We start from the raw sequence: 21,996 nt of genomic DNA, 5'->3' as shown, positions 1-21,996 counted from the left end.
TATCATATACATATAATAAAATTGATTATCAATAAAATAAAATAAAAGTTAAAATTATATTTAACTAAATATAACTATTTTAAAAAAATAATCCCTAATAATTTATAAATAGAATAAGAAAAAGATTGTCTTAATTTTGTCATATATAAAGCAATTATATAACAATTATTTATCATTTTTGTAAAAAGATTATATCGATGTATTATTTTGTATCCTTTTTTATTCCATCTACCTAAAGGGTTATTATTTTATGAATAGCCTCATAAAAAGTTAAAAAAAAGAGGTATTTTACCCTATTTCGTTCTTTGTATTTTGTACAGAATTTAGAAAAATATTTTACATCAACTATCCGATTCATACATTTTTACGTATATCTTCTATTTTTTCACATAAATAGACAGAAAAAACACTTTCTTTTTTTCTTATCAAGGAAATGTGAAGAGCCACCCTATAATTTACCGTTTTTTATATTGTAGCTTTCAGATATAATGCTTATTTTTGCCACGCTGAATTAGCACCCTTAGATAAGATGAAAAAGATATTTCTCCCATTTGTTATTTGTGTGGGAACCCTCTCTATATTAGCCCGACTTTTTTATTTGCAAGTACTTGAAAAAGAATCCCGTAAAGATAGCATAGCCAGTGATGTAGCCATCGAAGTGTCCTATGACTATCCCGAGCGTGGTTACATATACGATCGCAATGGCAAGCTACTGGTGACCAACCAATCTGCCTATGATATCATGGTTATTCCCAGAGAAGTAAAACCCTTAGACACCTTGGAGTTCTGTAACCTTGTAGGTATTGATATTGTACGCTTTAGGGAAGAGCTTGACAAAGCAAAGAAATATTCCTACCGCAAGCCTTCGGTTTTTGTCAGCCAACTCTCAAAGGAAGAATATGCTCCCCTACAAGAGAAGCTGAGAAAGTTCAGTGGTTTTTTTGTACAAAAACGCTTGCTCAGGCACTATGAGACCTATAGTGGAGCCAACGTATTGGGGTATATCAGTGAGGTCAATGATTGGGAGCTCAAGAATAACCCCTATTACTTAGCTGGAGAGATCATCGGTCGCCAAGGAGTAGAAAAACAATATGAGGATTTCCTAAGAGGGAAAAAAGGGGTTCGCTACCTACAGAAAGACAAGTTCAACCGAGTGATAGGCTCCTATAAGAACGGGGCTTACGACACCCTTCCTGTAGCGGGAAAATCCTTAGAACTGACCATAGATGACGATCTACAAAGCTATGGAGAGATCCTCATGCAGTGCAAGCGAGGGAGTATTGTCGCTATAGAGCCCAAGAGTGGGGAGATCTTAGCCCTTGTCTCCGCTCCTTCGTATGATCCCAACCTACTGGTGGGGCGCAAGCGTTCACAGAACTACACCCTACTATACAATGACTCCATAGCCAAACCTCTTTTTGACAGAGCCCTTTTGGCGGAATATCCACCGGGATCAACCTTCAAGCCCTTCACTGCCCTTTTAGGCTTACAAGAAGGGGTGATGACGCCACAATCAGTAGTCTCTTGTAATGGTGGTTATCACTACGGAAACCGAGTAATGAAGTGCCACGCTCATGCCTCGCCACTGGATATGCTACATGCTATTGCCACCTCTTGCAACGCCTATTTTGCACACGAATATCGCAAAATCATAGAGAAATACCCCACCCCAGCACAAGGGATTACCGCATGGGGGAATGACCTAAGGAGTTTCGGCTTTGGGGAATATTTAGGCAGTGACTTCCCTATAGGGCGTAAGGGATATATCCCAGATGCCGCCTTCTACAATCGTCACTATGGAGAGAACGGATGGCGCGCCACCACCAATATCTCCAACGGGATAGGACAAGGAGAAGTCTTAGTCACTCCGCTACAGCTGGCCAATGCCTTATCGGCTATTGCCAACAAGGGGGACTACTACACCCCTCACATTGTCCGAAAGATAGATGGGAAAACCACCCCCTTCACCCAATATACAGAAGTGAAGCATACCGGTGTGGCTCCCCAATACTTCGACCCTATCATCAAGGGGATGAATCTTTCCTACACAGGAGGTACCTCCCGAGGCACTCAGATAGATAGTGTGAATGTGGCTGCCAAGACAGGAACAGCTGAGAACTACATCCGTGTCAATGGCAAGCGTATGCAGCTTACAGACCACTCTATATTCATGGCCATGGCCCCTATAGAAGATCCTAAAATAGCTATCGTCGTAGTGGTAGAAAACGGATACTTCGGCGCCCGTATTGCCGGACCTATAGCCTCACTTATGATAGAGAAATACCTCACTAAGAATGTGAAAAGAAAAGACCTCGAGAAACGAATGATTGAGAAGAGCTTAGAAGAGGAATATGCTAAGCCCTACTCAGGACGACCTTTTTCTATTAACCAATAAACAATATTATGCTCAAACATCTTGACTGGATCAGTGTCTTACTATACTTTGCTTTGGTGACCATCGGATGGGTCTGTATCTATGCCACAGGCTATAATGAACATACGACCAACCTGATGGATTTTTCGCAACATGCGAGCAAGCAGCTATTTTTTGTTTGTACCAGTGTGTTACTTATCCTCTTCATTTTGGCTATAGAAGCCCAATTCTATGAGAATTCGGCAGAGATTTTTTATATTTTTGCTATACTGCTCTTGGTAGGAGTACTCATCTTTGGGAAGACGATCAATGGAGCCAAGGCGTGGTATGCTTTGGGGCCAGTGACGATCCAGCCGGCAGAGTTTGCCAAGACGGCTACAGCACTGCTCTTTGCCAAACAGCTAAGCCATATCCAGACGGATATTCGTCGTTTTAAGGATTTGCTTAACGTGTTAGTAATCATTGTAGTTCCTTGTTTTTTGATCATTTTACAACCAGACCCTGGGAGTACCTTGGTCTATGGGGCTTTTATCTTTGCCCTGAACCGCGAGGGAATGAGTTCGTCCTTTGTCTTTCTGATGTTATTGTTTCTGAGTGTTTTTCTATCCACTCTCAAGTTTGGCATGGGTAATACAATTACCTTTTTCTCGCTACTTACCTGTATATATGGATATTGGGTCAAGAAACAAAAGGGACATATTCCCTATAAGAATGTGTCTTTATTGGTCTTGTTATGTGTGCTGACTTCCTTTTCAGCCAATTTTATCTTCTACAATGTCTTCAAACAACACCACCGAGATCGTTTTAGCCTATGGTTGCGCTTGGAGAATGAGATTACTGACAGCCAGACCCTACGCCAGACTGTGGCCTACAACACCCTTCAAGCCGAATCGGCTATCTCCTCCGGTGGACTGTCAGGAAAAGGCTTCTTGGAGGGTACCCTCACCAAAGGGGACTTTGTTCCAGAACAGCATACCGACTATATCTTCACCACCTTGGGTGAGGAATGGGGCTTCTATGGTACCACAACTGTGACCCTACTCTTTGCTATACTCTGTCTAAGAATATGGTATCTGGCTGAAAACCAGAGATGCAAATTTTACCGTATCTACGGATATTGTGTAGCAGCTATCTTTTTCATTCACTTCTTTATCAATATCAGTATGGTCATAGGAATCATGCCTACCATAGGGATTCCCCTACCCTTTTTCAGCTATGGAGGTTCTGGACTATGGGGATTTACCATGCTACTATTTATCTTCCTAAGGCTGAATATGAATAAGGAAAAACACTGAGCAATGATTAATGATTAATGTTCAATGATCAATGATATGCTAAAGCTCTGTTCTCTGCTCACTGCTCACTATTCTAAAAAAATTTCTTTTTCTCTCATACATATAGAAAAAAAACGTATATTTGTTGTGTTTTCTAATACCTTTCTTCTTTGCTTGAATGCAAGAGAGAAAGGTGGAGGAATTTTTATTTCTTATTTAAAAGAATAATATTAATTTACTATACATATGAGACAATTCTTTATTCCCCTAAGTTGTGTATTAGTGCTTTCGGCCTGTCACGACAAGGTTCAAAAAGAGGAGAACACTCAAGAGGCATGGGAGCAGATAACCTATCCTGAAACCAAAAAGGAAAATGTGGAAGACACCTATTTTGGAGAAAAGGTCATAGACCCCTATCGCTGGCTCGAGGACGACCAAAGTGCTGAGACCGAGGCATGGGTAAAAGCCCAGAATGCGGTAACCTTCGGGTATCTACATTCTATTCCCTTCCGTGACAAAATCAAAGCACAGGCCGAAAAGCTATGGAATCATGAGCAGCTCACCGCCCCCTTTCGTGTAGGTGAGTATACTTATTATTATAAGAATAATGGACTACAGAACCAAGATGTCCTCTACCGCAAAGGCAAAGATGGCAAAGAAGAACTCTTCCTTGACCCCAATGGCTTTGCTTCTGATGGTACTACTTCGCTCGCAGAGGTGAATTTTTCCAAAGATGGTTCTCTTGTATGCTACCTTATCTCGGAAGGAGGAAGTGACTGGCGCAAGGCTATTGTCATGAATACCCAAACCCGTGAGCAAGTAGGCGATACCATTGTAAATATCAAATACTCAGGAGGCTATTGGTACAAAAACGAAGGCTTCTACTATTGTAGTTATGACAAGCCAAAAGGAAGTGAGCTTTCCGAAAAAACCGATCAAAATAAGCTCTATTACCACAAGCTCGGCACTCCACAATCTTCAGATGCCCTCATATTTGGAGGCAAACCAGAGGAGAAAAACCGCTTCGTAGGAGGCTATGTATCCAATGATGAAAACTACCTTATCATCCGTGGAGAAGAAACTACCTCTGGAGGTAAGCTTTGGATCAAAGATCTTAGAAAACCTAATAGTCCCTTGGTAAACATCCTTAATGACTATTCTTCTGATACTTTTGTACTTGCCATCAAAGGAGAGAAAATCTACTTCCAGACCAACCTAAATGCTCCCAATGGAAAAATCGTGGTGGCAGATCTGAAAGACCCTACTCCCACACACTGGAAAGACCTTATCCCTGAAACAGAAAATGTCATCACCCCTGTAGTAGCTGGAAAATATATCTTGGCTCACTATATGAAGGATGCCATTTCTGAGGTAAAACAATACGACTTCGAAGGGAAGTTCATCCGTGAGATAAAACTTCCTGCTCTGGGCACTGTAACCCTGGAAAGTGCTAAGGAAGAAGAAAATGAAAGCTACTTCTCTTTTGAAAACTTCTATACTCCTTCCAGTATCTACAAACTACACTTGGAAAAAGGAGACACCGAGCTCTATTGGGCTCCCAAAATGGACTTCAACCCCAATGATTTTGAATCCAAACAAGTATTCTACACCTCCAAGGATGGAACCAAAGTACCTATGATCATCACCTATAAAAAAGGTACCCCCTTGGATGGTACTGCCCCTGCAACCCTCTATGGCTATGGTGGGTTCAATATCAGCTACACCCCATGGTTTGCCGTTACCTATGCTATATGGATGAACAATGGTGGCGTATTCGCAGTAGCCAATATCCGTGGTGGTGGCGAATATGGTAAGAAATGGCATGATGCGGGCACCAAGTTCCAAAAACAAAATGTATTTGACGACTTCATTGGTGCTTGTGAGTACTTGATAGATAACAAATATACTTCCAAGGAAAAACTCGCTATCAAAGGAGGTTCCAATGGAGGTCTGCTTATAGGCGCTGTAATGACCCAGCGACCAGACCTGATACGAGTAGCCCTTCCCTATGTAGGGGTAATGGATATGCTCCGCTACCACAAGTTCACCTCAGGTGCTGGTTGGGCTTATGACTATGGTACTTCCGACGATAGCAAAGAGATGTTCGAGTACCTCAAAGGCTACTCCCCTGTACACAATGTAAAAGAAGGTACTTGCTATCCTGCTACCCTTATCTTTACTGGAGACCATGATGACCGTGTAGTACCTGCCCACAGCTTCAAGTTTGCCGCGCAATTGCAGAGCAAACAATCCTGCAAGAACCCCGTATTTATACGAATAGAAACCAATGCAGGTCATGGTGCTGGTACTCCTGTAAGTAAGATCATAGACCAAACTGCCGACTGGCAAGCCTTTGCCCTTTGGAATATGGGATACAAAAAACTGCCTAACGAGAAATAACTCTTCTCTTAGCAGGCATATACGTTGATTTTAGGAATACTTCCTTTTTGCCTATTTCCTTTTCTATAAAGGATTGTAGGGAAGAAGGAAGTATCTTTTTGTAAAAACCGCCCTCCACTATCAAGCAATCTATCACGAGGGGATAGTATATCTTCTTCTATAACAACTTGGCTAAGTATCGGCACTATCTTAGGCTTAGGGCTTTCCTTCATTTCAGTCGCTTGTTTTTCCTCTGCAATAGGTGTTTGTTTTTGTACTACTGGTTCCTCTTTTCTTGAAACCTTTGGGGTAGTAGTTACTTCCTTAGAAGCAGAAGAAATTACCTCTTTCTCTGCAGGAGGAGTACTGATCTTTTGTTGAGGTTTTTCGGCTGTTTTCTTCTGAGGTTTGTTCCAACCTTCCATAGTAGCCAAGAGCTTGATAGCGGCCAATCTCTCTCGTATGGTAGGATAAACAGTTTTTTCTCCTTGCTTTTGAGCAGTTCCTTGGGCTATCTCGAAGAGTATTTGTATGGCTTGTTCTCTCATGATGGTGTATAAATTAGATTTCTGAGGCAAAGGTACAATCCCCCAAGGGGCAAAGTCAAGAAGACACCCCATGAGAAGTGAGAGGAGAAACGAGAATAATGATCAATGATTAATGCTACAACCCAACAACTAAAATCTAAAACCTTTTTTGTTTTTTCAAAAAAAAGTCGTATATTTGTAGCGGTTTTAACAGAAATATTAAAAGCTGTTAATTTAATTATTACATCTATGAGACATTTTTTTATTCCCATGGGTTGCTTGCTTGCTCTTTCAGCTTGTAAGAACAACACCCAACCTGCCCAAACAGAAGAGATGAAAGACTTTGCCTACCCTCAGACCAAAGAACAAGTCGTAGAAGATGACTACTTTGGTGAAAAAGTAGCTGATCCCTATCGCTGGCTTGAAGACGACAGAAGCGCCGAGACAGAAGCATGGGTGAAAGCACAAAGCCAATTCACTGCTGATTATCTCAACGCTATTCCTTATCGCAAGACGATCAAGGAACAATTGGAAAAACTCTGGAACTATGAAAAATCCGGAGCACCCTTCGTAGAAGGAGACTATACCTACTACTACCGTAACAATGGTTTGCAGGATCAAAGCGTCCTCTACCGTAAGGACAAGGAGGGTAAGGAAGAAGTTTTCCTTGACCCTAACAAGTTTGCAGCTGATGGAACTACTTCCTTGGCTGGAATCAACTTTTCAAAAGATGGTTCTCTGGTATGCTACCTAATCTCCGAGGCTGGTAGCGACTGGAAAAAGGCGATTGTGCTCAATGCTAAAACCAAAGAACAAATAGGCGACCCTATTGTCGACGTCAAATTTGGAGGTGGTAATTGGCGTGGCAACGAAGGTTTTTACTACTCTTCCTATGACAAACCAAAAGGTAGTGAACTTTCTGAAAAAACAGACCAAAACAAGGTATACTACCATAAGTTAGGTACTTCCCAAAAAGAAGACGTGCTTATTTTCGGAGGAACTCCTGAGGAAAAAAATCGCTATACCGATGCTTTTGTAACCGATGATCAAAGATATCTTGTTATCTTCGGTGCAGATGCTACCTCTGGCAACAAGCTCTTTATCAAAGACTTGAAAGATCCTAAAGCACCTTTGGTAACTATCCTTAACGACTATTCTTCCGACACTTCTGTGATTGATGTAAAAGGAGACAAGCTCTACCTCTTCACCAACCTGAATGCGCCTAACGGAAAAGTGGTAGTCACCGATATCAAAACTCCTACTCCTGATCACTGGAAAGACCTTATTCCTGAGACAGAAAACGTATTGGATGTGATCACCGCTGGTGGCTATATCCTTGCCAAATATACCGTAGCTGCCCTTACTGAAGTGAAACAATATGACTTCACAGGTAAGTTCATCCGCGATATCAAGCTCCCTTCTATAGGAGTAGCAGGAGGGTTCTCTGCCAAAGAAAACCAAAAAGATACTTATTTCTGGTTTACCAACACTTGTACCCCTACAAGTATCTACAAGCTCAACTTAGAAAGCGGAGAAACGACCCAATACTGGAAACCTTCTATCAACTTTAACTCCGATGAATACGAATCCAAACAAGTATTCTATACTTCCAAGGATGGTACTAAAGTGCCTATGACTATCACTTATAAGAAGACGACCAAGCTCGATGGTACAGCACCTACCCTACTCTATGGATATGGTGGTTTCAATGCCATTACTTATCCTTACTTCGGGGTAAGCACTGCTATATGGATGAACAATGGAGGAGTATACGCTACTGCTAACATTCGCGGAGGTGGTGAATATGGTAAAAAATGGCACGATGCAGGTACCAAATTCCAAAAACAAAACGTGTTTGATGACTTTATCGCTGCCGCAGAATACCTTATCAAAGAAAAATACACCTCCAAAGAGAAATTGGCTATCAAAGGAGCTTCCAACGGAGGTCTTTTGGTAGGAGCGGTGATGACCCAGCGTCCTGACCTTATGCGTGTAGCCTTGCCCGATGTAGGGGTGATGGATATGCTTCGCTACCACAAGTTCACCGCAGGAGCAGGTTGGGCTTATGACTATGGTACTTCCGATGATAGTAAGGAAATGTTCCAGTACCTAAAAGGCTATTCTCCTATACACAATGTAAAAGACGGAGTATGCTATCCTGCTACTATGGTATCTACAGCTGACCATGATGACCGTGTAGTACCAGCTCACAGCTTCAAGTTTGCCGCTCAATTACAGAAGAAACAAGCCTGCAAGAATGTACCTATCATTATCCGTATAGAAACCAATGCAGGACATGGAGCTGGTACTCCAGTAAGCAAGATGATCGAAGGATATGCCGACGAACAAGCCTTCTCCCTCTGGAATATGGGATATAAGGAACTACCTAAACAGTAGTCAGTGATCAGTAATCAGTGAACAGTGATCAACCTATGACAAATGATAAAAGACAAATGACGAATCTCTTCTAAAGTTTAGGAGGATTCGTCATTAGTCATTAATAATTAATAATTAATAATTAATAATTGACAATGAATGGTATAGGACTGGAAAAGTATACTAAACTTATCGGAAAAGGTATACATGGAAATCATCCTGCCTATGATAAATATGTAAAAACGCAATTAGATAGATTTAATAAAATAGGTTTAACTCCTGAACAAGCTAATAAGTTCTTACAAGAAGAATTGATTCCTGATTTAAAGGAAAAAATTATTAAAGCGAAAACTCAGGGATGAACTTAAATGAAATACTTTACTATAGACGAGTCTATTGACTTAGATATTATTGGAGAATATCCACAAGTATCTACAACAGAAAATTGTGTATTGGGCTCTCCATTCTCCGATAAAAGACTTTCTTTTGGAGAGATTCCTAATAAAATACCTTATTTAGAATTAGAGTTTAATAAAAGGGTTAAAAAACAACTCTTGATTTTGGAAACTTACACACTTTGAGGGATAGTGTCGCCTTTGCTTTAGCTTTCTTTTATATCAATTATGGGCACATCTAAAGTTGTATTATACTTTTTGAAGCACCACCCAATTTATAATAGAGAATAAAACATTTAAGCCACGATTTTATGAATCAGATCCTTTGATTCAAGAAATTTATCTAAAAGAAATTGAATAATGATGAATTTAGAGCAAGAAATAAAGTTTTTAAAGGAACAAAAGGTTCCTATAGAAGAAATTAGACTCCTTGAAATTTTAAAAGAAGAAGAAGAGTGGAATTTGTTGTCAAAAAAGGAGAAACAGAACAAACGAAAATTTGCAATATCTTTTTTAGAAAGAGAATCTCATAAAAATATCAATATAGAATATGAAAAAAATATTATTAACCTATATGATATAGGAGAGAATATTATTCATAATACAATGTATACAGATAAAATCTATCTGAAACGACTTTGCATATTAGTTAATATACAACAAGATTTTATAGATGAAATGGGTATAAAAAATCTTTATAAAATAAGAAAAGTAGATATAAATATCATAGAAAATTTATTCAAAGAGATAAAGCAAAAGGATTCTCAAGAATATAGGAGTCTTAATCTTGATAACTATTTAATTCTGTTTGAAAAAGTTTGGAAAAATGCAGAATAAGATTGGTGATGAAATTACTTATAAAAACTTTTTATCAACAAGTAATTAGAAGGAACTAAACCAATAAAAATAACACAATACACTATAAAAGAAAAATGAAATGGATATAGTATCAATTAATAAGATTTATAATCAGTATCGATTAGAGTTTGAAGATTCGGGAAATGAGGAATCCATTATAAATCTATTACTTAAACAAAAAGAATGGAATTTGTTAGATGATGACCAAAAACTTATAAAGCGGAAAAAATACCTACTTGATTTTGAAAAATATTTTATCTACAATGAAAAGAGAGAAAGAGTTTTCTTATATGAAAATTTAGTTTTTCAAACATATCTAAAGATAAAGGATTCGTTAAATATTATAGAGGCAGATATTAGTTCTTTTGAAGGTTTTTTCTTTAGAATAAAATCGATGCTTTTTTGTGAAAAGGAACTTGTAAATCAATATGAAAGCTTTAAAAGAATAGGTCATATCCCCTTCGAAATTTTTGAACCTTTAATAGAGAAAGTAAAAGATACTCAAGAGTACAAGCAATATAGATTAGATGAATTATTCGAGGAATACAAAAAGATGTATCAATTATTCTTGGATAAGCCTTATGAATAATTATAAATTGTTGGGAGGATAAAATAGCTATTCTCTCAAGTAGAGAGTTTACGGGATAGTGTCTTGTTTACTGAAGAAAGAAGGACTTACAATGGATGATTTTCTTTATATGATGCAAAAACACGCCAATGGGTTTACATCAGGCAATAATGGCAGATTAGGTATACCAGAATATGTTTTTGAAAAAGGAATATTCGTAAAACCGACTGAAGGATCAGAGATTTGGAGAATTAAATCAGATGGAACTGAGGAACTAATAGGAGTGTTTAAAGAAGAAAATAATATTGAAAGATTTTACAAAATAAAATAATTATGGCAACTATAGGAAGAAAAGGAGATTTTGGTTATTTGAATGATAATTTACTAAGTCTTCAGAAAGAGAAAGATTGGTTATTTATAACAGAAGATACTTCTTTGATAAATAAATATCATTTTAAGAAATATGACTATTATTATGGGTTAGTTATCAAAAATACAAAAATAATAAGTGCTTATAGTATTTACTATTATGCTCTTTATAAAGGATTAAAGTTTTTTGTTGAGAATGTAATAAAAAATGATATTTTTATATTATGTCCTTTAGAGGAAGCTATGATTTTCTTTAATGATTTTCCAAAGCAAGGTTATGACCCTATATACGAAATAAAAGAAAGTGAAGTTACCGATGTATGGGAAGAAAGAACTCCCATAAAAGGGTTTAAATTTGAGGAAGAACCTATTGTCTATCTCAAGAAAAATGGTGTCTGGTTAGTTGAACATTAGAAAGAGGAGATGCACTACGGGTCTACCTTATCTGTGGAATTATCCTTTTACTTCTGGGAATAATAGTAGATTAGGTGTTCCTGAATGGAATCTTCCTGAAAGAATTAAAATTACAGATGGAGATGAAATTTGGGAAGTATTTAATGATGGAACTCAAAGATTAAGAGGAGTTTATAATGAAGATTTGGGAAAATTTATATCTAAATAAATATGCTAAAAATTAAAAATGATTTCTATGCAAAGTACTTGGACACTGATGGTCGATTTTGGGAAGTTAAAAAAGGAATATACCGTATTCAAGTAGAGAAAAGAAAAAACTTATTAGGTTTTAAAAACTATGATGAAGTAGAACTCAAAGATAAAATGTTTATAGATGTATCTAAAAATAAAATAAGTTCAGCCTATAGAGTGAGAACATACTGTAATTATAAAGACGGGAAATATGATTTATCTAATATTGCAGATAATACAGTTATTCTATTTCCAGATTTAGAAACAAAACGTAAAATAGGTTTTCATATTTATAACGACAATAGTGTTGATGTTCCCTATGATAAGTTTGTAACTGAAGTTACCGATGTATGGGAAGAAAGAACTCCCATAAAAGATTTTAAATTTGAGGAAGAACCTATTGTCTATCTCAAGAAAAATGGTGTCTGGTTAGTTGAACATTAGAAAGAGGAAATGCACTATGAGTCTACCTTATCTGTGGAATTATCCTTTTATTTTAAGGAATAATGGCAGATTAGGTATACTAGAATATGTTTTTGAAAAAGGAATATTCGTAAAACCGACTGAAGGATCAGAGATTTGGAGAATTAAATCAGATGAAACTGAGGAACTAATAGCTATCTTTGAAAAAGAGCAAGAAAAATTTGTACAAATCAAAAAATAGGATTTATGATTAGAATAAAATCATTAGAAGATTACACTAACTATTTTGGAGTATGTTGTAGATTCTGGAAATCTAAAGAGAAGTATCATTTGCAAACACTGCTTGATAATGAGATTTTAGAAAGGTTACAATTTAAAAAATATGAAGACAATAATTTAAAAGATAAAATGTATAAATTGGTCTCTTATGAGGAAATTGACAATGCTTATTCTGTATTTTTCTTTGTCTTTTATAAAAGATTAAAGTTTTTTGTAGAGAATGTAATAGAAGATGATATATTTATATTACGTCCTTTAGAGGAAGCTATGATTTTCTTTAATGATTTTCCAAAGCAAGGTTATGACCCTATATACGAAATAAAAGAAAGTGAAGTTACCGATGTATGGGAAGAAAGAACTCCCATAAAAGGGTTTAAATTTGAGGAAGAACCTATTGTCTATCTCAAGAAAAATGGTGTCTGGTTAGTTGAACATTAGAAAGAGGAAATGCACTACGAGTCTACCTTATCTGTGGAATTATCCTTTTACTTCTGGGAATAATGGTATATTAAGTGTTCCTGAATGGAATCTTCCTGAAAAGATTAAATTTACAGATGGCGACGAAATTTGGGAAGTGTTTAATGATAGGGCTCAAAGATTAAGAGGAGTTTATAAAAATAATAGTTTTATAATTATAGAATAAATAATTTATGCAGTTAAAACTAAATAATGGGCAATTCATTTCATTTGATCAAGAGAAGATGAACCTTTGTTATAGTCATATACAAGATCCTCCTTGTTGGAATATTTATACAAGTAATTCTAAATTTTTGAAGGAAGGATTTGTGAGAGATTATAATGCTTATGTATTAAAATTAGAGTATGGTAAAAAATATGATTATCCAGCCTATAGAGTGAGAACATACTGTAATTATAAAGATGGGAAATATGATTTATCTAATATTGCAGATAACACAGTTATTCTATTTCCAGATTTAGAAACAAAACGTAAAATAGGTTTTCATATTTATAACGACAATAGTGTTGATGTTCCCTATGATAAGTTTGTAACTGAAGTTACCGATGTATGGGAAGAAAGAACTCCCATAAAAGGGTTTAAATTTGAGGAAGAACCTATTCTCTATCTCAAGAAAAATAGTATCTGGTTAGTTGAACATTAGAGCAGAAAAAGTGAATAAATAATACAATAGAGAGAACCTTATCTAAAAATCTTAGAATAATATGATTACTAATGTATTATGTAGGAAAAAAGAAAATAATAAAGATTATTATTTCAATTATGAAAATCCTAATGAAAAAGATCAAGCATTACGATTTGGCAATAGAATGGCAATCGATGCTATTGAATGGAATTATAAGAATAAGAAATATGAGATATGTTTTCAAAGAAAAGAATTTGGGGATGTTCTTATAGAAAAAGATAAGATTTTTATTCAATATCAAACGGCAGAAGCATCTTTTCCTGCTCCAAATAACATTGTAATATACACTCCTACAGCAGAAATAGAGAAGGTACTAACAACGCCTATATTACCTAATGGTAAAAAAGGAGGAGGTTTTTTACAAATAAATAAGATAATTTCAAATAAGAATAATTTTATTAGAGAATTTGAGAATCATTTAGAGGTGTGGGTTTGGGAAGATGAACGAAGTCCGTGTATTTATCATTATTTTTTTAATATTGATACATATGAATTCATTTTCAGATTAAAAAGTAGATACTGAAACTGTTTAAACTTTTTAGAGAAGTAAAAGTTCCCGAAAATTAGTAATTTTGTGTTTGAGAAAAAAAGAACACCAAAATTCAAGAACTTTGGGCAAAGATACAATAAATAAACGGATTATTCCCTTTTTAAGTGTAGGAAAAAGAGGATTTAAAAGTAATTTTGATTTGGCTTCAATATTTTTATTGATTCTCAAGAGATTAAAAACAGGGGTGCAATGGAGAGAACTTCCTATTGGGAGTTATTTTGAAAAAGGTGAAATCTCTTGGCAAAATGTCTATTACTACTTCAACAAATGGAGTAAAGATGGTAGCTTTTAGCGAGTATGGTTGAATCTATTAAGGACGAAGAAAAGAAAGTTAGATATATCTTGCATTCAATTGGATGGTAGTCATACACGTTGTCGCCAAAAAGGAGCGTCAGCAGGTTATCAAGCAAGGAAAAAAGCTGTAACCACCAATAGTATTTTTTTGTGTGATAATAAAGGGCAAATGATAGCAATGGGAAGCCCTAAAGCAGGAAATCACAATGACTTATATGAAATAGAAGAAGTAGTACTAAAAGAAATCTTAGCTTTGTTAGAAGAAGCAGCAATAGAGCATAAAGGTCTGTTTCTCAATGCTGATGCGGGATTTGATAGCAAATCTCTTAGAGAGTTTTTAGAAAGCAAAGAAATTATAGCAAATATTAAACCTAATCCCCGAAATGGAGAGCAACCAGATGTTTATTTTGATGAAGAATTGTACAAAAATAGGTTTAAGATTGAACAAGCAAATGGTTGGCTTGACAGATATAAAGGTTTGATAATGAGATACGAGTATCTTGATGTAACTTGGATAGGAATGCTCCTATTAGGGTTTATCTCCAAGTTCCTCAAAAAAGTTTAAACACGTTTAATTATAAAAGATGATAAATAAAGCCCTTACTGCTGTAAGCGAAGTAGAAAACGCTTACCACACTTGGAAAACACGCCCTTTAGCTTCGCGCAAAGAAAGTATTGTTCGTATCAAGGAAAAGCTCCTTGCTCATAGTGAAAAATACGCCAAAGCTATCACCACTGATATGAATAAGCCTTTGGCACAATCTCTCGCTGAAGTCAAGAAGTGTGCTACGCTATGTGATTATTACCTAACCCACATAGACGACTTTCTCCGCCCTCAACCCCTGCAAAGCAGCTGGACAGAGAGTTATGTACGCTTAGATCCCTTAGGGGTACTCTTGGCGGTCATGCCGTGGAATTTCCCTTTTTGGCAAGTATTCCGTGTAGCTATTCCCAACCTGCTATTAGGAAATGTATTAGTGGTAAAACACGCCTCCAATGTCCCTACCGCTGCAGCATTGTTAGAAGAAATCTTCCTTGATGAATCCTTAGGTTTTCCTATCTATAAAAACCTATCTTTGCCAAGCCAATATGTAGAGGAAATCATCGCTCACCCTGCTATCAAGGGCGTTACTCTTACAGGAAGTGAGCCTGCAGGTAGGTCGGTAGCTCAGTGTGCAGGTAAGCACCTTAAGAAATCTGTTTTGGAACTCGGAGGCAGTGCCGCCTTTATCGTTTGTGAAGATGCAGATCTCACAAAAGCCGTTATCACAGCCGTCAATGCCCGTATGCAGAATGCTGGACAGAGTTGTATTGCAGGTAAGCGTATCTTAGTGCAAGAATCCATAGCCCAATCCTTTATAGAAGCCTTTACCGAAAAAGTAAAAGGGCTCAAACAAGGCGACAAATACGATCTTAATACCGAAATAGGTGCTATGGCAAGGGAAGACTTGGCAATAGAAATAGAAGAAATGGTCAAGCAGAGCCTTGCCGAGGGAGCTACACTACGCTGTGGAGGCAAACGTACCGGTGCTTTCTACACTCCTACCGTGCTTACAGATGTCACTCCTAGTATGCGGGTATTCAGGGAAGAGACCTTTGGCCCAGTAGCGGTTATCTCTACCTTCCGAGATTTTGAAGAGGCCATTGCCCTGAGCAACCAATCTGATTTCGGCTTAGGAGTGTCCATCTTCTCCCAGAATGTAGATTTTGTAAAATCACAAGCCCCTCGCTTTGACGAAGGTGCGGTATATATCAATGAAATGCTCATCAGTGATCCACATTTGCCCTTTGGCGGCATCAAAAACTCAGGCTATGGCCGTGAGCTCTCCTACTTTGGTGTATGGGAGTTTGCCAATATCAAAACTGTAGTGGTGAAATAATAGACTCTAAATTCTATAATGAACAATTCTTTCCTATAGACAAAGACTTAGCCCACCCTTGTTCCAAACATTAACTTTATGTAGCGATTTTTTACATTTCTAAACATCTTAGAGCTACTATCACTCAGTCCTTTCTTGCTCTTTTCTATATTATATCTTTTTGATTTGGGAAGAACAGATATAGGAAAGATACTTTCTGACTACTTAGGGGATACTATTTTGTGGTTGAACTTTATGTATGGAGGGGCTCTGGAGCTACTGACAATCCCTATAGCACTTGTGATGTGCTTTACCAATAAAGCACCCTTTACTTATGCTTTATTATATCTCAGTATTTTCATTATCAAAATCGCGCCTTGGGTATATATAATGACTCGTGGGGTTATAGGATAGTAATAAAATCCCCTTGTAAGTATATCCTTCATACCTACAAGGGGAAATATAATCTATAAAACGGGAAACTTACCTATTGGTTATCAAACAACCACTGGAGTATATCTTGTTCCTTCTGGTCAAAAGCAATCCCCCTACGAGCCATCACACGCTCGGCTACGGCAAAAGCCTCGTCCAAACGATATTTATCAGCAGAAGCTCCCCAAGCGAAGTTGGGGATATATTTGCTTGGAAATCCAGCAGAAAAGAGATTAGCAAAAACCCCTACAGTAGTACCACTATTAAGCTGAGTGTTGATAGCCGTTTTTGAATGGTCTCCCATCAGCACCCCACAGAATTGTAATCCTGAAGAAGAGTATCCCCCTTTTTGGTAGTCCCATAGCTGTATGGTATTATAAGTGTTTTTCAGGTTAGAGACATTGGTATCCGCACCGAGATTACACCACTGCCCCAATACAGAATTTCCTAAGAAGCCATCGTGTCCCTTGTTAGAATACCCCCAAATAACAGAGTTAGAAATCTCTCCTCCTACTTTGCTATAAGGACCTATAGTGGTAGCTCCATAGAGCTTAGCACCCATATTCACAGTAGCGTGCTCACAAAGGGCGATAGGCCCACGCAGGTGACTCCCTTCCATCACTTCAGCATCCTTACCTATGTAGATTTTCCCTTTTTGACAATTGAGGGTAGCAAACTCAACCTTAGCCCCTTCTTCTATGAAGAGGTCTGCCTTATCGCCCAAGAAGCCATTGGTTGGCGAAAGTGGTGCTGAGGTACGTCCTTGGGTAAGTAGCTTAAAATCGAAGTCTATCGCCTTATCGTTATAGGTAAAAAGGTCAGTAGGTTTTTCAAAAAGCACCAATGGCTCTTCCCACTCTATAGGAGGTATAGATGAAAGTGTAATACTTTTTCCCACGAAAGCCAAGGTCCTCCCTTGATACGTAATAGATTCCCCTACCTCAAGAGAACGCAATTGCTCTAAAAGTCGAGGGGTAGGCAAGAAATTTGCATAAATAGAGAGAGTCACCTCTTCTGATACACCTGTATAAGGGTACTTTCCTTGGAGGTAATCTGCAGTGAGGTAAGACACCTGTGTTATCCCCAAGAGCCGTTGCCAGCGTTCGGAAAAAGTTAAGATCCCTGCACGTAACTCAGCTGAAGGACGGGTAAAGGTAAAAGGGAAGAAATCCTTTATAATGTTTTTATCCTCAAAGAGAAGTCGTTCTATTTTCATCTTAGTAGTTTACATAATCGGTAATTTCCAACCCATAGCCAGACATTCCTATATAGCGAGAGGGCTCAGAGTTGGTAAGGAGTTTCATATGAGAGATACCTAGATCGATAAGGATCTGAGCACCTATTCCTATATCCTTCACCTGAGAAGAAGGCACTTGCGAAGGGGCTTGCTTGCCTTCCTGAGCCTCCTTGATGGTTTGGATACGATGAAGAAGATTTTGAGAATAAGCTCCTTGATTGATGACTATGAAAGCCCCTTTGCCAGCCGCATCTATTTGCTGGAAGATACGATTAAGTTCGTTGTCTTTCTTGCACAAAAGATCCAAAATATCATTGCTGATAAAGTTGGCATGAATACGGGTAAGCACCGGTTCGTCCTTAGCCCAAGTACCTTTGGTAAAAGCCAAGTGAATCTGTCCATTGGTAGTTTGTTCATAAGCACGAAGACGAAATTGTCCATAATCCGTATCTATCGAAAAATCTTCTTTTTTGACAATAAGACTATCATGACGCATACGATAGGCTACCAAGTCTTCTATGGAAATAATCTTAAGATTATGTTTCTCAGCTACTTTCACAAGTTGTGGCAAGCGTGCCATGGAACCATCCTCGTTGAGGATCTCAATAAGAATCCCTGCAGGTTCAAGTCCTGCCAAGCGAGCCAAATCGACCGCTGCCTCGGTATGGCCTGTACGACGAAGTACCCCACCTTCTTTAGCTCTGAGGGGGAATATATGCCCTGGGCGACCAAAGTCCTCTGGCTTGGTCTGAGGTTTTACCAATGCCTTAATCGTCTTAGCTCGGTCAAATACAGAAATTCCTGTAGTACAGCCCTCTCCCTTGAGGTCTATAGAAACCGTAAATTGGGTATGGTGCAGTACGGTGTTGTTCTCCACCATCATGTCCAAGCCCAATTCCTTACAACGCTTCTCTAACAAAGGTGCGCAGAGTAAGCCTCGCCCATGCTGAGTCATAAAGTTAATCATTTCAGGAGTCACTTTTTCAGCGGCTGCGATAAAATCCCCTTCGTTTTCGCGGTCTTCATCATCTACCACGATGATCATTTTCCCTTGTTTGATATCCTCAATAGCCTCTTCTATGGTATTGAGCTTTATTTCTTGGTTCATTAATTTACTATTTATATTATTATGAAATTTTCTTAAATTACCACAGTCTCAAATCATTACTGCTTTCTGCATTAGAGAGATTAAGCACAAGTGTAAAGGTCAGTCCCTTGAAAACGGTATCTTGACGGAAAGGAAGCGAATATCCCACATAGGCCTGATGAATATTGAAAAAAGAAAGCCCTACACGCGGTTGGAAGGCATGGGTATTGAGCGAAGCACCTATTCCTAAGAGGACAAGGCTAAACTCATACCCTATCTCAGGCACTATTTCCATTTTGGACTGCTTACGACCCTCTTCGGTAAAAGTGTTTTGTGCCCCCAAATGTACTCCCGCATAGAGTGAACGGCTTACCCAGTTATACTCTGTATTGAGAGACGCCCCTACAAAGCCCAAGTTATGGGAGCGATTGGTATGGGTAAAGGCCGCCCTTACTCCCCAATATTCAAAATCATCAAAACCTTGTGCTCCAGCCCATAAGGGAAGAAACAACAAAAAGAATAATAACTTTCTCATAGAATCCCTTTTAAAGATTTCCCTTGCAAAAGTACAACTTTTTTTCCAATCCCCTACATTTTTAAAAGGATTATTTCTCTAAAAAAATTAACAATTCACTATTCACCATTAATCATTAATTTTTTGTACCTTTGTCCCTGCGAATAAATAATACTAAAAATTATGTATCCACCTGAAATAGTGGCTCCTATGATAGCGGAGCTTGAAAGTGTTGGTTTTGAATCACTTCACAGTGTAGAAAGTGTAGATGAGGCTATTAAGCGCTCTGGTACTACCCTTGTTGTGGTAAATTCTGTATGTGGTTGTGCGGCAAGAAATGCTCGCCCTGCAGTAGTGTTAAGCCTTAAAAATGCTAAGAAGCCTGATCACTTGGTGACTGTCTTTGCAGGCTTTGATATAGAGGCTACTGCACAAATGAGAGATTATATGCTTCCTTTTCCTCCTTCTTCTCCAAGCATTGCCCTCTTTAAGGATGGAGAGCTCGTGCATATGTTGGAAAGACACCATATAGAAGGACGTGTAGCTGAGGTAATTGCAGAAAACTTAGTAGCTGCTTACAACGAATTTTGTTAAATAAGAAATTAAAGAGGCTGTCCAAAAAGTCTTATTCATGAAGGGTGATTTGCAAATCACCCCTACAACAGAATCTAAAACAACTGATTTTCAATAGAATAAAATTTGAAAAATATTCGATTTAAACTTTGAAAAATAATGTTTTGGACTTTTCGGACACCCTCTTTCTTTATACAATCTAAAATGAAAAAAGCACTAAAAGAAAAATATGAACTCCTAAAAGAAAAGGCTTTTACCATTATTTATGGTAGAGACACTGTTGCAGGAAAGCTTTTTGACCTTATTCTCTTAGGATTTATCCTTTTGAGTGTTTTTTTAACCATTTTTGAGAGTATCAAAACTGTAGACAAACATATACATACTCTACTGGTAATATTGGAGTGGATGATTACCATTTTCTTCACTATAGAGTATATCCTGCGCATCATCTGTAACCCCAAGTGGAAACGATATATCTTTAGCTTTTATGGTATTATAGACCTAATTTCTATCTTACCTGTATACCTTTCTTTCTTTGTAGCAGAATCCAAATTTTTATCTATTATCCGCATTCTTAGGCTATTACGTATCTTTAGGATTTTAGACTTGGTGCAGTTCACCCAGCAGGCCAATCAGCTAAGAAAGGCATTGAAGAATAGCCAGACTAAGATATTGGTATTCATCTATTTTGTACTGGTACTCAGTGTTATTTTAGGAGCACTTATGTATATGATAGAACCCCATGACAAGGCCTTTACAAGTATTCCTCGTAGTATCTATTGGTGTATTGTAACACTCACCACTGTAGGTTATGGAGATGTAGTGCCCACCACTACTTTCGGACAAATTATGGCTTCGATCATCATGATATTAGGGTATGGTATCATAGCCGTACCTACAGGTATTGTGACCTCTGAGTACTCGCGTTTCTATAGAAAAAAGGAGGAACAAAAGCCTCATTATTCTCACAGAACTCCCCCCACCAAGTATTCCCATAGCCACACCCATGGTTACTGTAGGCATTGTGGAACCTATCCCCTACCCGATGATGCCTTATATTGCCATAAATGTGGGGCAAAACAATGATTCTTTTCACCCTCCATTCTCCAGATTTCACTCACTAAAAGATTGCATTTCTACAAGTTTGCGATATGTGCCATTTTTGGCCATCAGGGAGGTGTGATTTCCTTGTTCTATGATTTTTCCTTTTTCCATCACCACAATAATATCGGCATTTTGAATAGTAGAAAGACGGTGTGCAATAACAACAGAAGTACGATTCAGCATCATTTTTTCTAAGGCATTCTGCACTAATTTTTCACTTTCAGTATCCAAGGCAGAAGTAGCCTCATCCAGTATCATAATAGGAGGATTTTTCAGTACTGCACGGGCTATACTCAAGCGTTGCTTCTGTCCACCGGAGAGCTTTCCACCCATATCTCCAATATTGGTCTGGAACTTATTAGGTAGATCATTGATAAAGTTGTAGGCATTAGCTACCTTGGCAGCCTCCTCTATTTCTTGGGAAGAAGCATCTGCCTTTCCTATAAGGAGATTATTGGTAATAGTGTCATTGAAGAGAATAGAATCCTGAGAAACAATTCCTATAAGGTCTCTAAGAGAATGAATCTTGATATCTCGGATATCTATTCCATCGAAAGAGATACTTCCCTTATCCACATCGTAGAAGCGAGCAATCAGGTTTGCAATTGTACTCTTTCCACTCCCTGACTGTCCTACCAGTGCCACTGTTTTCCCCTTAGGAATTTCCAAAGAAAAATCCTTTAGGACATATTCGTTGTCATACTTAAACCAAATAT

At 37.8% G+C, this 21,996-nt stretch carries 27 protein-coding genes; 22 read left to right on the top strand and 5 right to left on the bottom strand.

Features of this window, described 5'->3' with window-relative positions:
- The first annotated feature begins 529 nt into the window (after positions 1-529).
- The 3 genes from mrdA (at position 530) to CAPGI0001_RS00125 (ending at position 6,048) form a co-directional block, all read left to right on the top strand.
- Positions 530-2,395, top strand: coding sequence for a penicillin-binding protein 2 (gene mrdA / locus CAPGI0001_RS00140; RefSeq protein WP_002665408.1), 1,866 nt, complete (start codon positions 530-532; stop codon positions 2,393-2,395).
- 8 nt (positions 2,396-2,403) lie between these two features.
- Positions 2,404-3,669, top strand: coding sequence for a rod shape-determining protein RodA (gene rodA / locus CAPGI0001_RS00135; protein WP_002665471.1), 1,266 nt, complete (start codon positions 2,404-2,406; stop codon positions 3,667-3,669).
- 225 nt (positions 3,670-3,894) lie between these two features.
- A complete protein-coding gene (locus CAPGI0001_RS00125) occupies positions 3,895-6,048 on the top strand; it encodes a prolyl oligopeptidase family serine peptidase (RefSeq protein ID WP_002665395.1) in 2,154 nt (717 codons plus the stop codon).
- Positions 6,049-6,056: 8 nt separating this feature from the next.
- Here CAPGI0001_RS00125 and CAPGI0001_RS00120 read toward each other — a convergent pair whose 3' ends face one another.
- Positions 6,057-6,575: a hypothetical protein gene (locus CAPGI0001_RS00120; protein WP_040359146.1), complete on the bottom strand. Its 519-nt coding sequence runs from the start codon at positions 6,573-6,575 to the stop codon at positions 6,057-6,059.
- A 228-nt stretch (positions 6,576-6,803) separates the two neighbouring features.
- Between CAPGI0001_RS00120 and CAPGI0001_RS00115 the strand changes: the two genes are divergently transcribed.
- From CAPGI0001_RS00115 to CAPGI0001_RS00035, 17 genes are all read left to right on the top strand, one after another.
- The gene (locus CAPGI0001_RS00115) at positions 6,804-8,951 is read left to right on the top strand and encodes a prolyl oligopeptidase family serine peptidase (protein WP_040359144.1); all 2,148 of its coding nucleotides are present in this window, start codon (positions 6,804-6,806) and stop codon (positions 8,949-8,951) included.
- Between the two features lie 134 nt (positions 8,952-9,085).
- A complete protein-coding gene (locus CAPGI0001_RS00110; RefSeq protein WP_002665404.1) occupies positions 9,086-9,292 on the top strand; it encodes a hypothetical protein in 207 nt (68 codons plus the stop codon).
- Positions 9,293-9,298: 6 nt separating this feature from the next.
- Positions 9,299-9,511, top strand: coding sequence for a hypothetical protein (locus CAPGI0001_RS00105; protein WP_002665457.1), 213 nt, complete (start codon positions 9,299-9,301; stop codon positions 9,509-9,511).
- 174 nt (positions 9,512-9,685) lie between these two features.
- The gene (locus tag CAPGI0001_RS00100; RefSeq protein ID WP_002665397.1) at positions 9,686-10,162 is read left to right on the top strand and encodes a hypothetical protein; all 477 of its coding nucleotides are present in this window, start codon (positions 9,686-9,688) and stop codon (positions 10,160-10,162) included.
- Between the two features lie 100 nt (positions 10,163-10,262).
- On the top strand, positions 10,263-10,772 hold the full coding sequence (locus tag CAPGI0001_RS00095) for a hypothetical protein (protein ID WP_002665462.1): 510 nt from the start codon (positions 10,263-10,265) through the stop codon (positions 10,770-10,772).
- Between the two features lie 91 nt (positions 10,773-10,863).
- Positions 10,864-11,082: a hypothetical protein gene (locus CAPGI0001_RS00090; protein WP_002665427.1), complete on the top strand. Its 219-nt coding sequence runs from the start codon at positions 10,864-10,866 to the stop codon at positions 11,080-11,082.
- Positions 11,083-11,084: 2 nt separating this feature from the next.
- Positions 11,085-11,534, top strand: a complete 450-nt coding sequence (locus CAPGI0001_RS00085; protein ID WP_002665418.1) for a hypothetical protein — start codon at positions 11,085-11,087, stop codon at positions 11,532-11,534.
- Positions 11,524-11,742, top strand: coding sequence for a hypothetical protein (locus CAPGI0001_RS00080; RefSeq protein ID WP_040359141.1), 219 nt, complete (start codon positions 11,524-11,526; stop codon positions 11,740-11,742). Before CAPGI0001_RS00085 ends, CAPGI0001_RS00080 begins: the two co-directional genes overlap by 11 nt.
- 2 nt (positions 11,743-11,744) lie before the next feature.
- A complete protein-coding gene (locus CAPGI0001_RS00075) occupies positions 11,745-12,209 on the top strand; it encodes a hypothetical protein (RefSeq protein WP_002665459.1) in 465 nt (154 codons plus the stop codon).
- A 16-nt stretch (positions 12,210-12,225) separates the two neighbouring features.
- A complete protein-coding gene (locus CAPGI0001_RS00070; RefSeq protein WP_002665438.1) occupies positions 12,226-12,429 on the top strand; it encodes a hypothetical protein in 204 nt (67 codons plus the stop codon).
- Between the two features lie 5 nt (positions 12,430-12,434).
- Positions 12,435-12,905 (top strand): hypothetical protein, encoded by a 471-nt coding sequence (locus CAPGI0001_RS13240; protein ID WP_002665421.1) that lies wholly within the window; start codon positions 12,435-12,437, stop codon positions 12,903-12,905.
- Positions 12,906-13,117: 212 nt separating this feature from the next.
- Positions 13,118-13,588 carry a hypothetical protein gene (locus tag CAPGI0001_RS13180; RefSeq protein ID WP_002665460.1) on the top strand — a complete coding sequence of 157 codons (471 nt, stop codon included), beginning with the start codon at positions 13,118-13,120 and terminating at the stop codon, positions 13,586-13,588.
- 61 nt (positions 13,589-13,649) lie between these two features.
- Positions 13,650-14,153: a hypothetical protein gene (locus CAPGI0001_RS00050; RefSeq protein WP_002665394.1), complete on the top strand. Its 504-nt coding sequence runs from the start codon at positions 13,650-13,652 to the stop codon at positions 14,151-14,153.
- A 55-nt stretch (positions 14,154-14,208) separates the two neighbouring features.
- Positions 14,209-14,472, top strand: a complete 264-nt coding sequence (locus CAPGI0001_RS13235) for a transposase (protein WP_248601275.1) — start codon at positions 14,209-14,211, stop codon at positions 14,470-14,472.
- A gap of 60 nt (positions 14,473-14,532) precedes the next feature.
- Positions 14,533-15,039 carry a transposase gene (locus CAPGI0001_RS13230; protein WP_248601274.1) on the top strand — a complete coding sequence of 169 codons (507 nt, stop codon included), beginning with the start codon at positions 14,533-14,535 and terminating at the stop codon, positions 15,037-15,039.
- A gap of 19 nt (positions 15,040-15,058) precedes the next feature.
- Entirely contained in the window at positions 15,059-16,354 is a 1,296-nt protein-coding gene (locus tag CAPGI0001_RS00040; RefSeq protein ID WP_002665428.1) for an NAD-dependent succinate-semialdehyde dehydrogenase, read from the top strand.
- Positions 16,355-16,519: 165 nt separating this feature from the next.
- Positions 16,520-16,747 (top strand): hypothetical protein, encoded by a 228-nt coding sequence (locus tag CAPGI0001_RS00035; RefSeq protein ID WP_155813411.1) that lies wholly within the window; start codon positions 16,520-16,522, stop codon positions 16,745-16,747.
- Positions 16,748-16,820: 73 nt separating this feature from the next.
- Here the strand turns inward: CAPGI0001_RS00035 and CAPGI0001_RS00030 are convergent, their stop codons facing one another.
- Genes CAPGI0001_RS00030 through CAPGI0001_RS00020 form a run of 3 tightly spaced genes read right to left on the bottom strand, consistent with a single transcriptional unit; the run spans position 16,821 to position 19,624 of the window.
- The gene (locus CAPGI0001_RS00030; RefSeq protein ID WP_002665434.1) at positions 16,821-17,981 is read right to left on the bottom strand and encodes a GlmU family protein; all 1,161 of its coding nucleotides are present in this window, start codon (positions 17,979-17,981) and stop codon (positions 16,821-16,823) included.
- 1 nt (position 17,982) lies between these two features.
- The gene (ribB, locus tag CAPGI0001_RS00025; RefSeq protein WP_002665448.1) at positions 17,983-19,110 is read right to left on the bottom strand and encodes a 3,4-dihydroxy-2-butanone-4-phosphate synthase; all 1,128 of its coding nucleotides are present in this window, start codon (positions 19,108-19,110) and stop codon (positions 17,983-17,985) included.
- Positions 19,111-19,147: 37 nt separating this feature from the next.
- On the bottom strand, positions 19,148-19,624 hold the full coding sequence (locus CAPGI0001_RS00020) for a hypothetical protein (RefSeq protein WP_002665453.1): 477 nt from the start codon (positions 19,622-19,624) through the stop codon (positions 19,148-19,150).
- Positions 19,625-19,786: 162 nt separating this feature from the next.
- Between CAPGI0001_RS00020 and CAPGI0001_RS00015 the strand changes: the two genes are divergently transcribed.
- Together CAPGI0001_RS00015 and CAPGI0001_RS00010 are read left to right on the top strand one after the other, a co-directional pair.
- On the top strand, positions 19,787-20,197 hold the full coding sequence (locus CAPGI0001_RS00015) for a BrxA/BrxB family bacilliredoxin (RefSeq protein WP_002665443.1): 411 nt from the start codon (positions 19,787-19,789) through the stop codon (positions 20,195-20,197).
- Between the two features lie 183 nt (positions 20,198-20,380).
- Positions 20,381-21,262, top strand: a complete 882-nt coding sequence (locus tag CAPGI0001_RS00010) for an ion transporter (RefSeq protein WP_040359132.1) — start codon at positions 20,381-20,383, stop codon at positions 21,260-21,262.
- A gap of 27 nt (positions 21,263-21,289) precedes the next feature.
- Here the strand turns inward: CAPGI0001_RS00010 and CAPGI0001_RS00005 are convergent.
- The coding region (locus CAPGI0001_RS00005; protein WP_002665429.1) for an ABC transporter ATP-binding protein at positions 21,290-21,996 on the bottom strand (707 nt) is incomplete at its 5' end.

Source organism: Capnocytophaga gingivalis ATCC 33624 (assembly GCF_000174755.1).
Classification (GTDB): Bacteria; Bacteroidota; Bacteroidia; order Flavobacteriales; family Flavobacteriaceae; genus Capnocytophaga; species Capnocytophaga gingivalis.
The sequence above is the reverse complement of the archived record's forward strand: the minus strand, read 5'-3'. Positions and strand labels throughout refer to the sequence as shown.

What these genes read in the sequence shown, in the direction of transcription:
- mrdA (WP_002665408.1), top strand. Translation starts at nt 530, where the DNA reads ATGAAAAAGATATTTCTCCCATTTGTTATTTGTGTGGGAACCCTCTCT.
- rodA (WP_002665471.1), top strand. Translation starts at nt 2,404, where the DNA reads ATGCTCAAACATCTTGACTGGATCAGTGTCTTACTATACTTTGCTTTG.
- CAPGI0001_RS00125 (WP_002665395.1), top strand. Translation starts at nt 3,895, where the DNA reads ATGAGACAATTCTTTATTCCCCTAAGTTGTGTATTAGTGCTTTCGGCC.
- CAPGI0001_RS00120 (WP_040359146.1), bottom strand. Translation starts at nt 6,575, where the DNA reads ATGAGAGAACAAGCCATACAAATACTCTTCGAGATAGCCCAAGGAACT.
- CAPGI0001_RS00115 (WP_040359144.1), top strand. Translation starts at nt 6,804, where the DNA reads ATGAGACATTTTTTTATTCCCATGGGTTGCTTGCTTGCTCTTTCAGCT.
- CAPGI0001_RS00110 (WP_002665404.1), top strand. Translation starts at nt 9,086, where the DNA reads ATGAATGGTATAGGACTGGAAAAGTATACTAAACTTATCGGAAAAGGT.
- CAPGI0001_RS00105 (WP_002665457.1), top strand. Translation starts at nt 9,299, where the DNA reads ATGAAATACTTTACTATAGACGAGTCTATTGACTTAGATATTATTGGA.
- CAPGI0001_RS00100 (WP_002665397.1), top strand. Translation starts at nt 9,686, where the DNA reads ATGATGAATTTAGAGCAAGAAATAAAGTTTTTAAAGGAACAAAAGGTT.
- CAPGI0001_RS00095 (WP_002665462.1), top strand. Translation starts at nt 10,263, where the DNA reads ATGGATATAGTATCAATTAATAAGATTTATAATCAGTATCGATTAGAG.
- CAPGI0001_RS00090 (WP_002665427.1), top strand. Translation starts at nt 10,864, where the DNA reads ATGGATGATTTTCTTTATATGATGCAAAAACACGCCAATGGGTTTACA.
- CAPGI0001_RS00085 (WP_002665418.1), top strand. Translation starts at nt 11,085, where the DNA reads ATGGCAACTATAGGAAGAAAAGGAGATTTTGGTTATTTGAATGATAAT.
- CAPGI0001_RS00075 (WP_002665459.1), top strand. Translation starts at nt 11,745, where the DNA reads ATGCTAAAAATTAAAAATGATTTCTATGCAAAGTACTTGGACACTGAT.
- CAPGI0001_RS00070 (WP_002665438.1), top strand. Translation starts at nt 12,226, where the DNA reads ATGAGTCTACCTTATCTGTGGAATTATCCTTTTATTTTAAGGAATAAT.
- CAPGI0001_RS13240 (WP_002665421.1), top strand. Translation starts at nt 12,435, where the DNA reads ATGATTAGAATAAAATCATTAGAAGATTACACTAACTATTTTGGAGTA.
- CAPGI0001_RS13180 (WP_002665460.1), top strand. Translation starts at nt 13,118, where the DNA reads ATGCAGTTAAAACTAAATAATGGGCAATTCATTTCATTTGATCAAGAG.
- CAPGI0001_RS00050 (WP_002665394.1), top strand. Translation starts at nt 13,650, where the DNA reads ATGATTACTAATGTATTATGTAGGAAAAAAGAAAATAATAAAGATTAT.
- CAPGI0001_RS00040 (WP_002665428.1), top strand. Translation starts at nt 15,059, where the DNA reads ATGATAAATAAAGCCCTTACTGCTGTAAGCGAAGTAGAAAACGCTTAC.
- CAPGI0001_RS00030 (WP_002665434.1), bottom strand. Translation starts at nt 17,981, where the DNA reads ATGAAAATAGAACGACTTCTCTTTGAGGATAAAAACATTATAAAGGAT.
- ribB (WP_002665448.1), bottom strand. Translation starts at nt 19,110, where the DNA reads ATGAACCAAGAAATAAAGCTCAATACCATAGAAGAGGCTATTGAGGAT.
- CAPGI0001_RS00020 (WP_002665453.1), bottom strand. Translation starts at nt 19,624, where the DNA reads ATGAGAAAGTTATTATTCTTTTTGTTGTTTCTTCCCTTATGGGCTGGA.
- CAPGI0001_RS00015 (WP_002665443.1), top strand. Translation starts at nt 19,787, where the DNA reads ATGTATCCACCTGAAATAGTGGCTCCTATGATAGCGGAGCTTGAAAGT.
- CAPGI0001_RS00010 (WP_040359132.1), top strand. Translation starts at nt 20,381, where the DNA reads ATGAAAAAAGCACTAAAAGAAAAATATGAACTCCTAAAAGAAAAGGCT.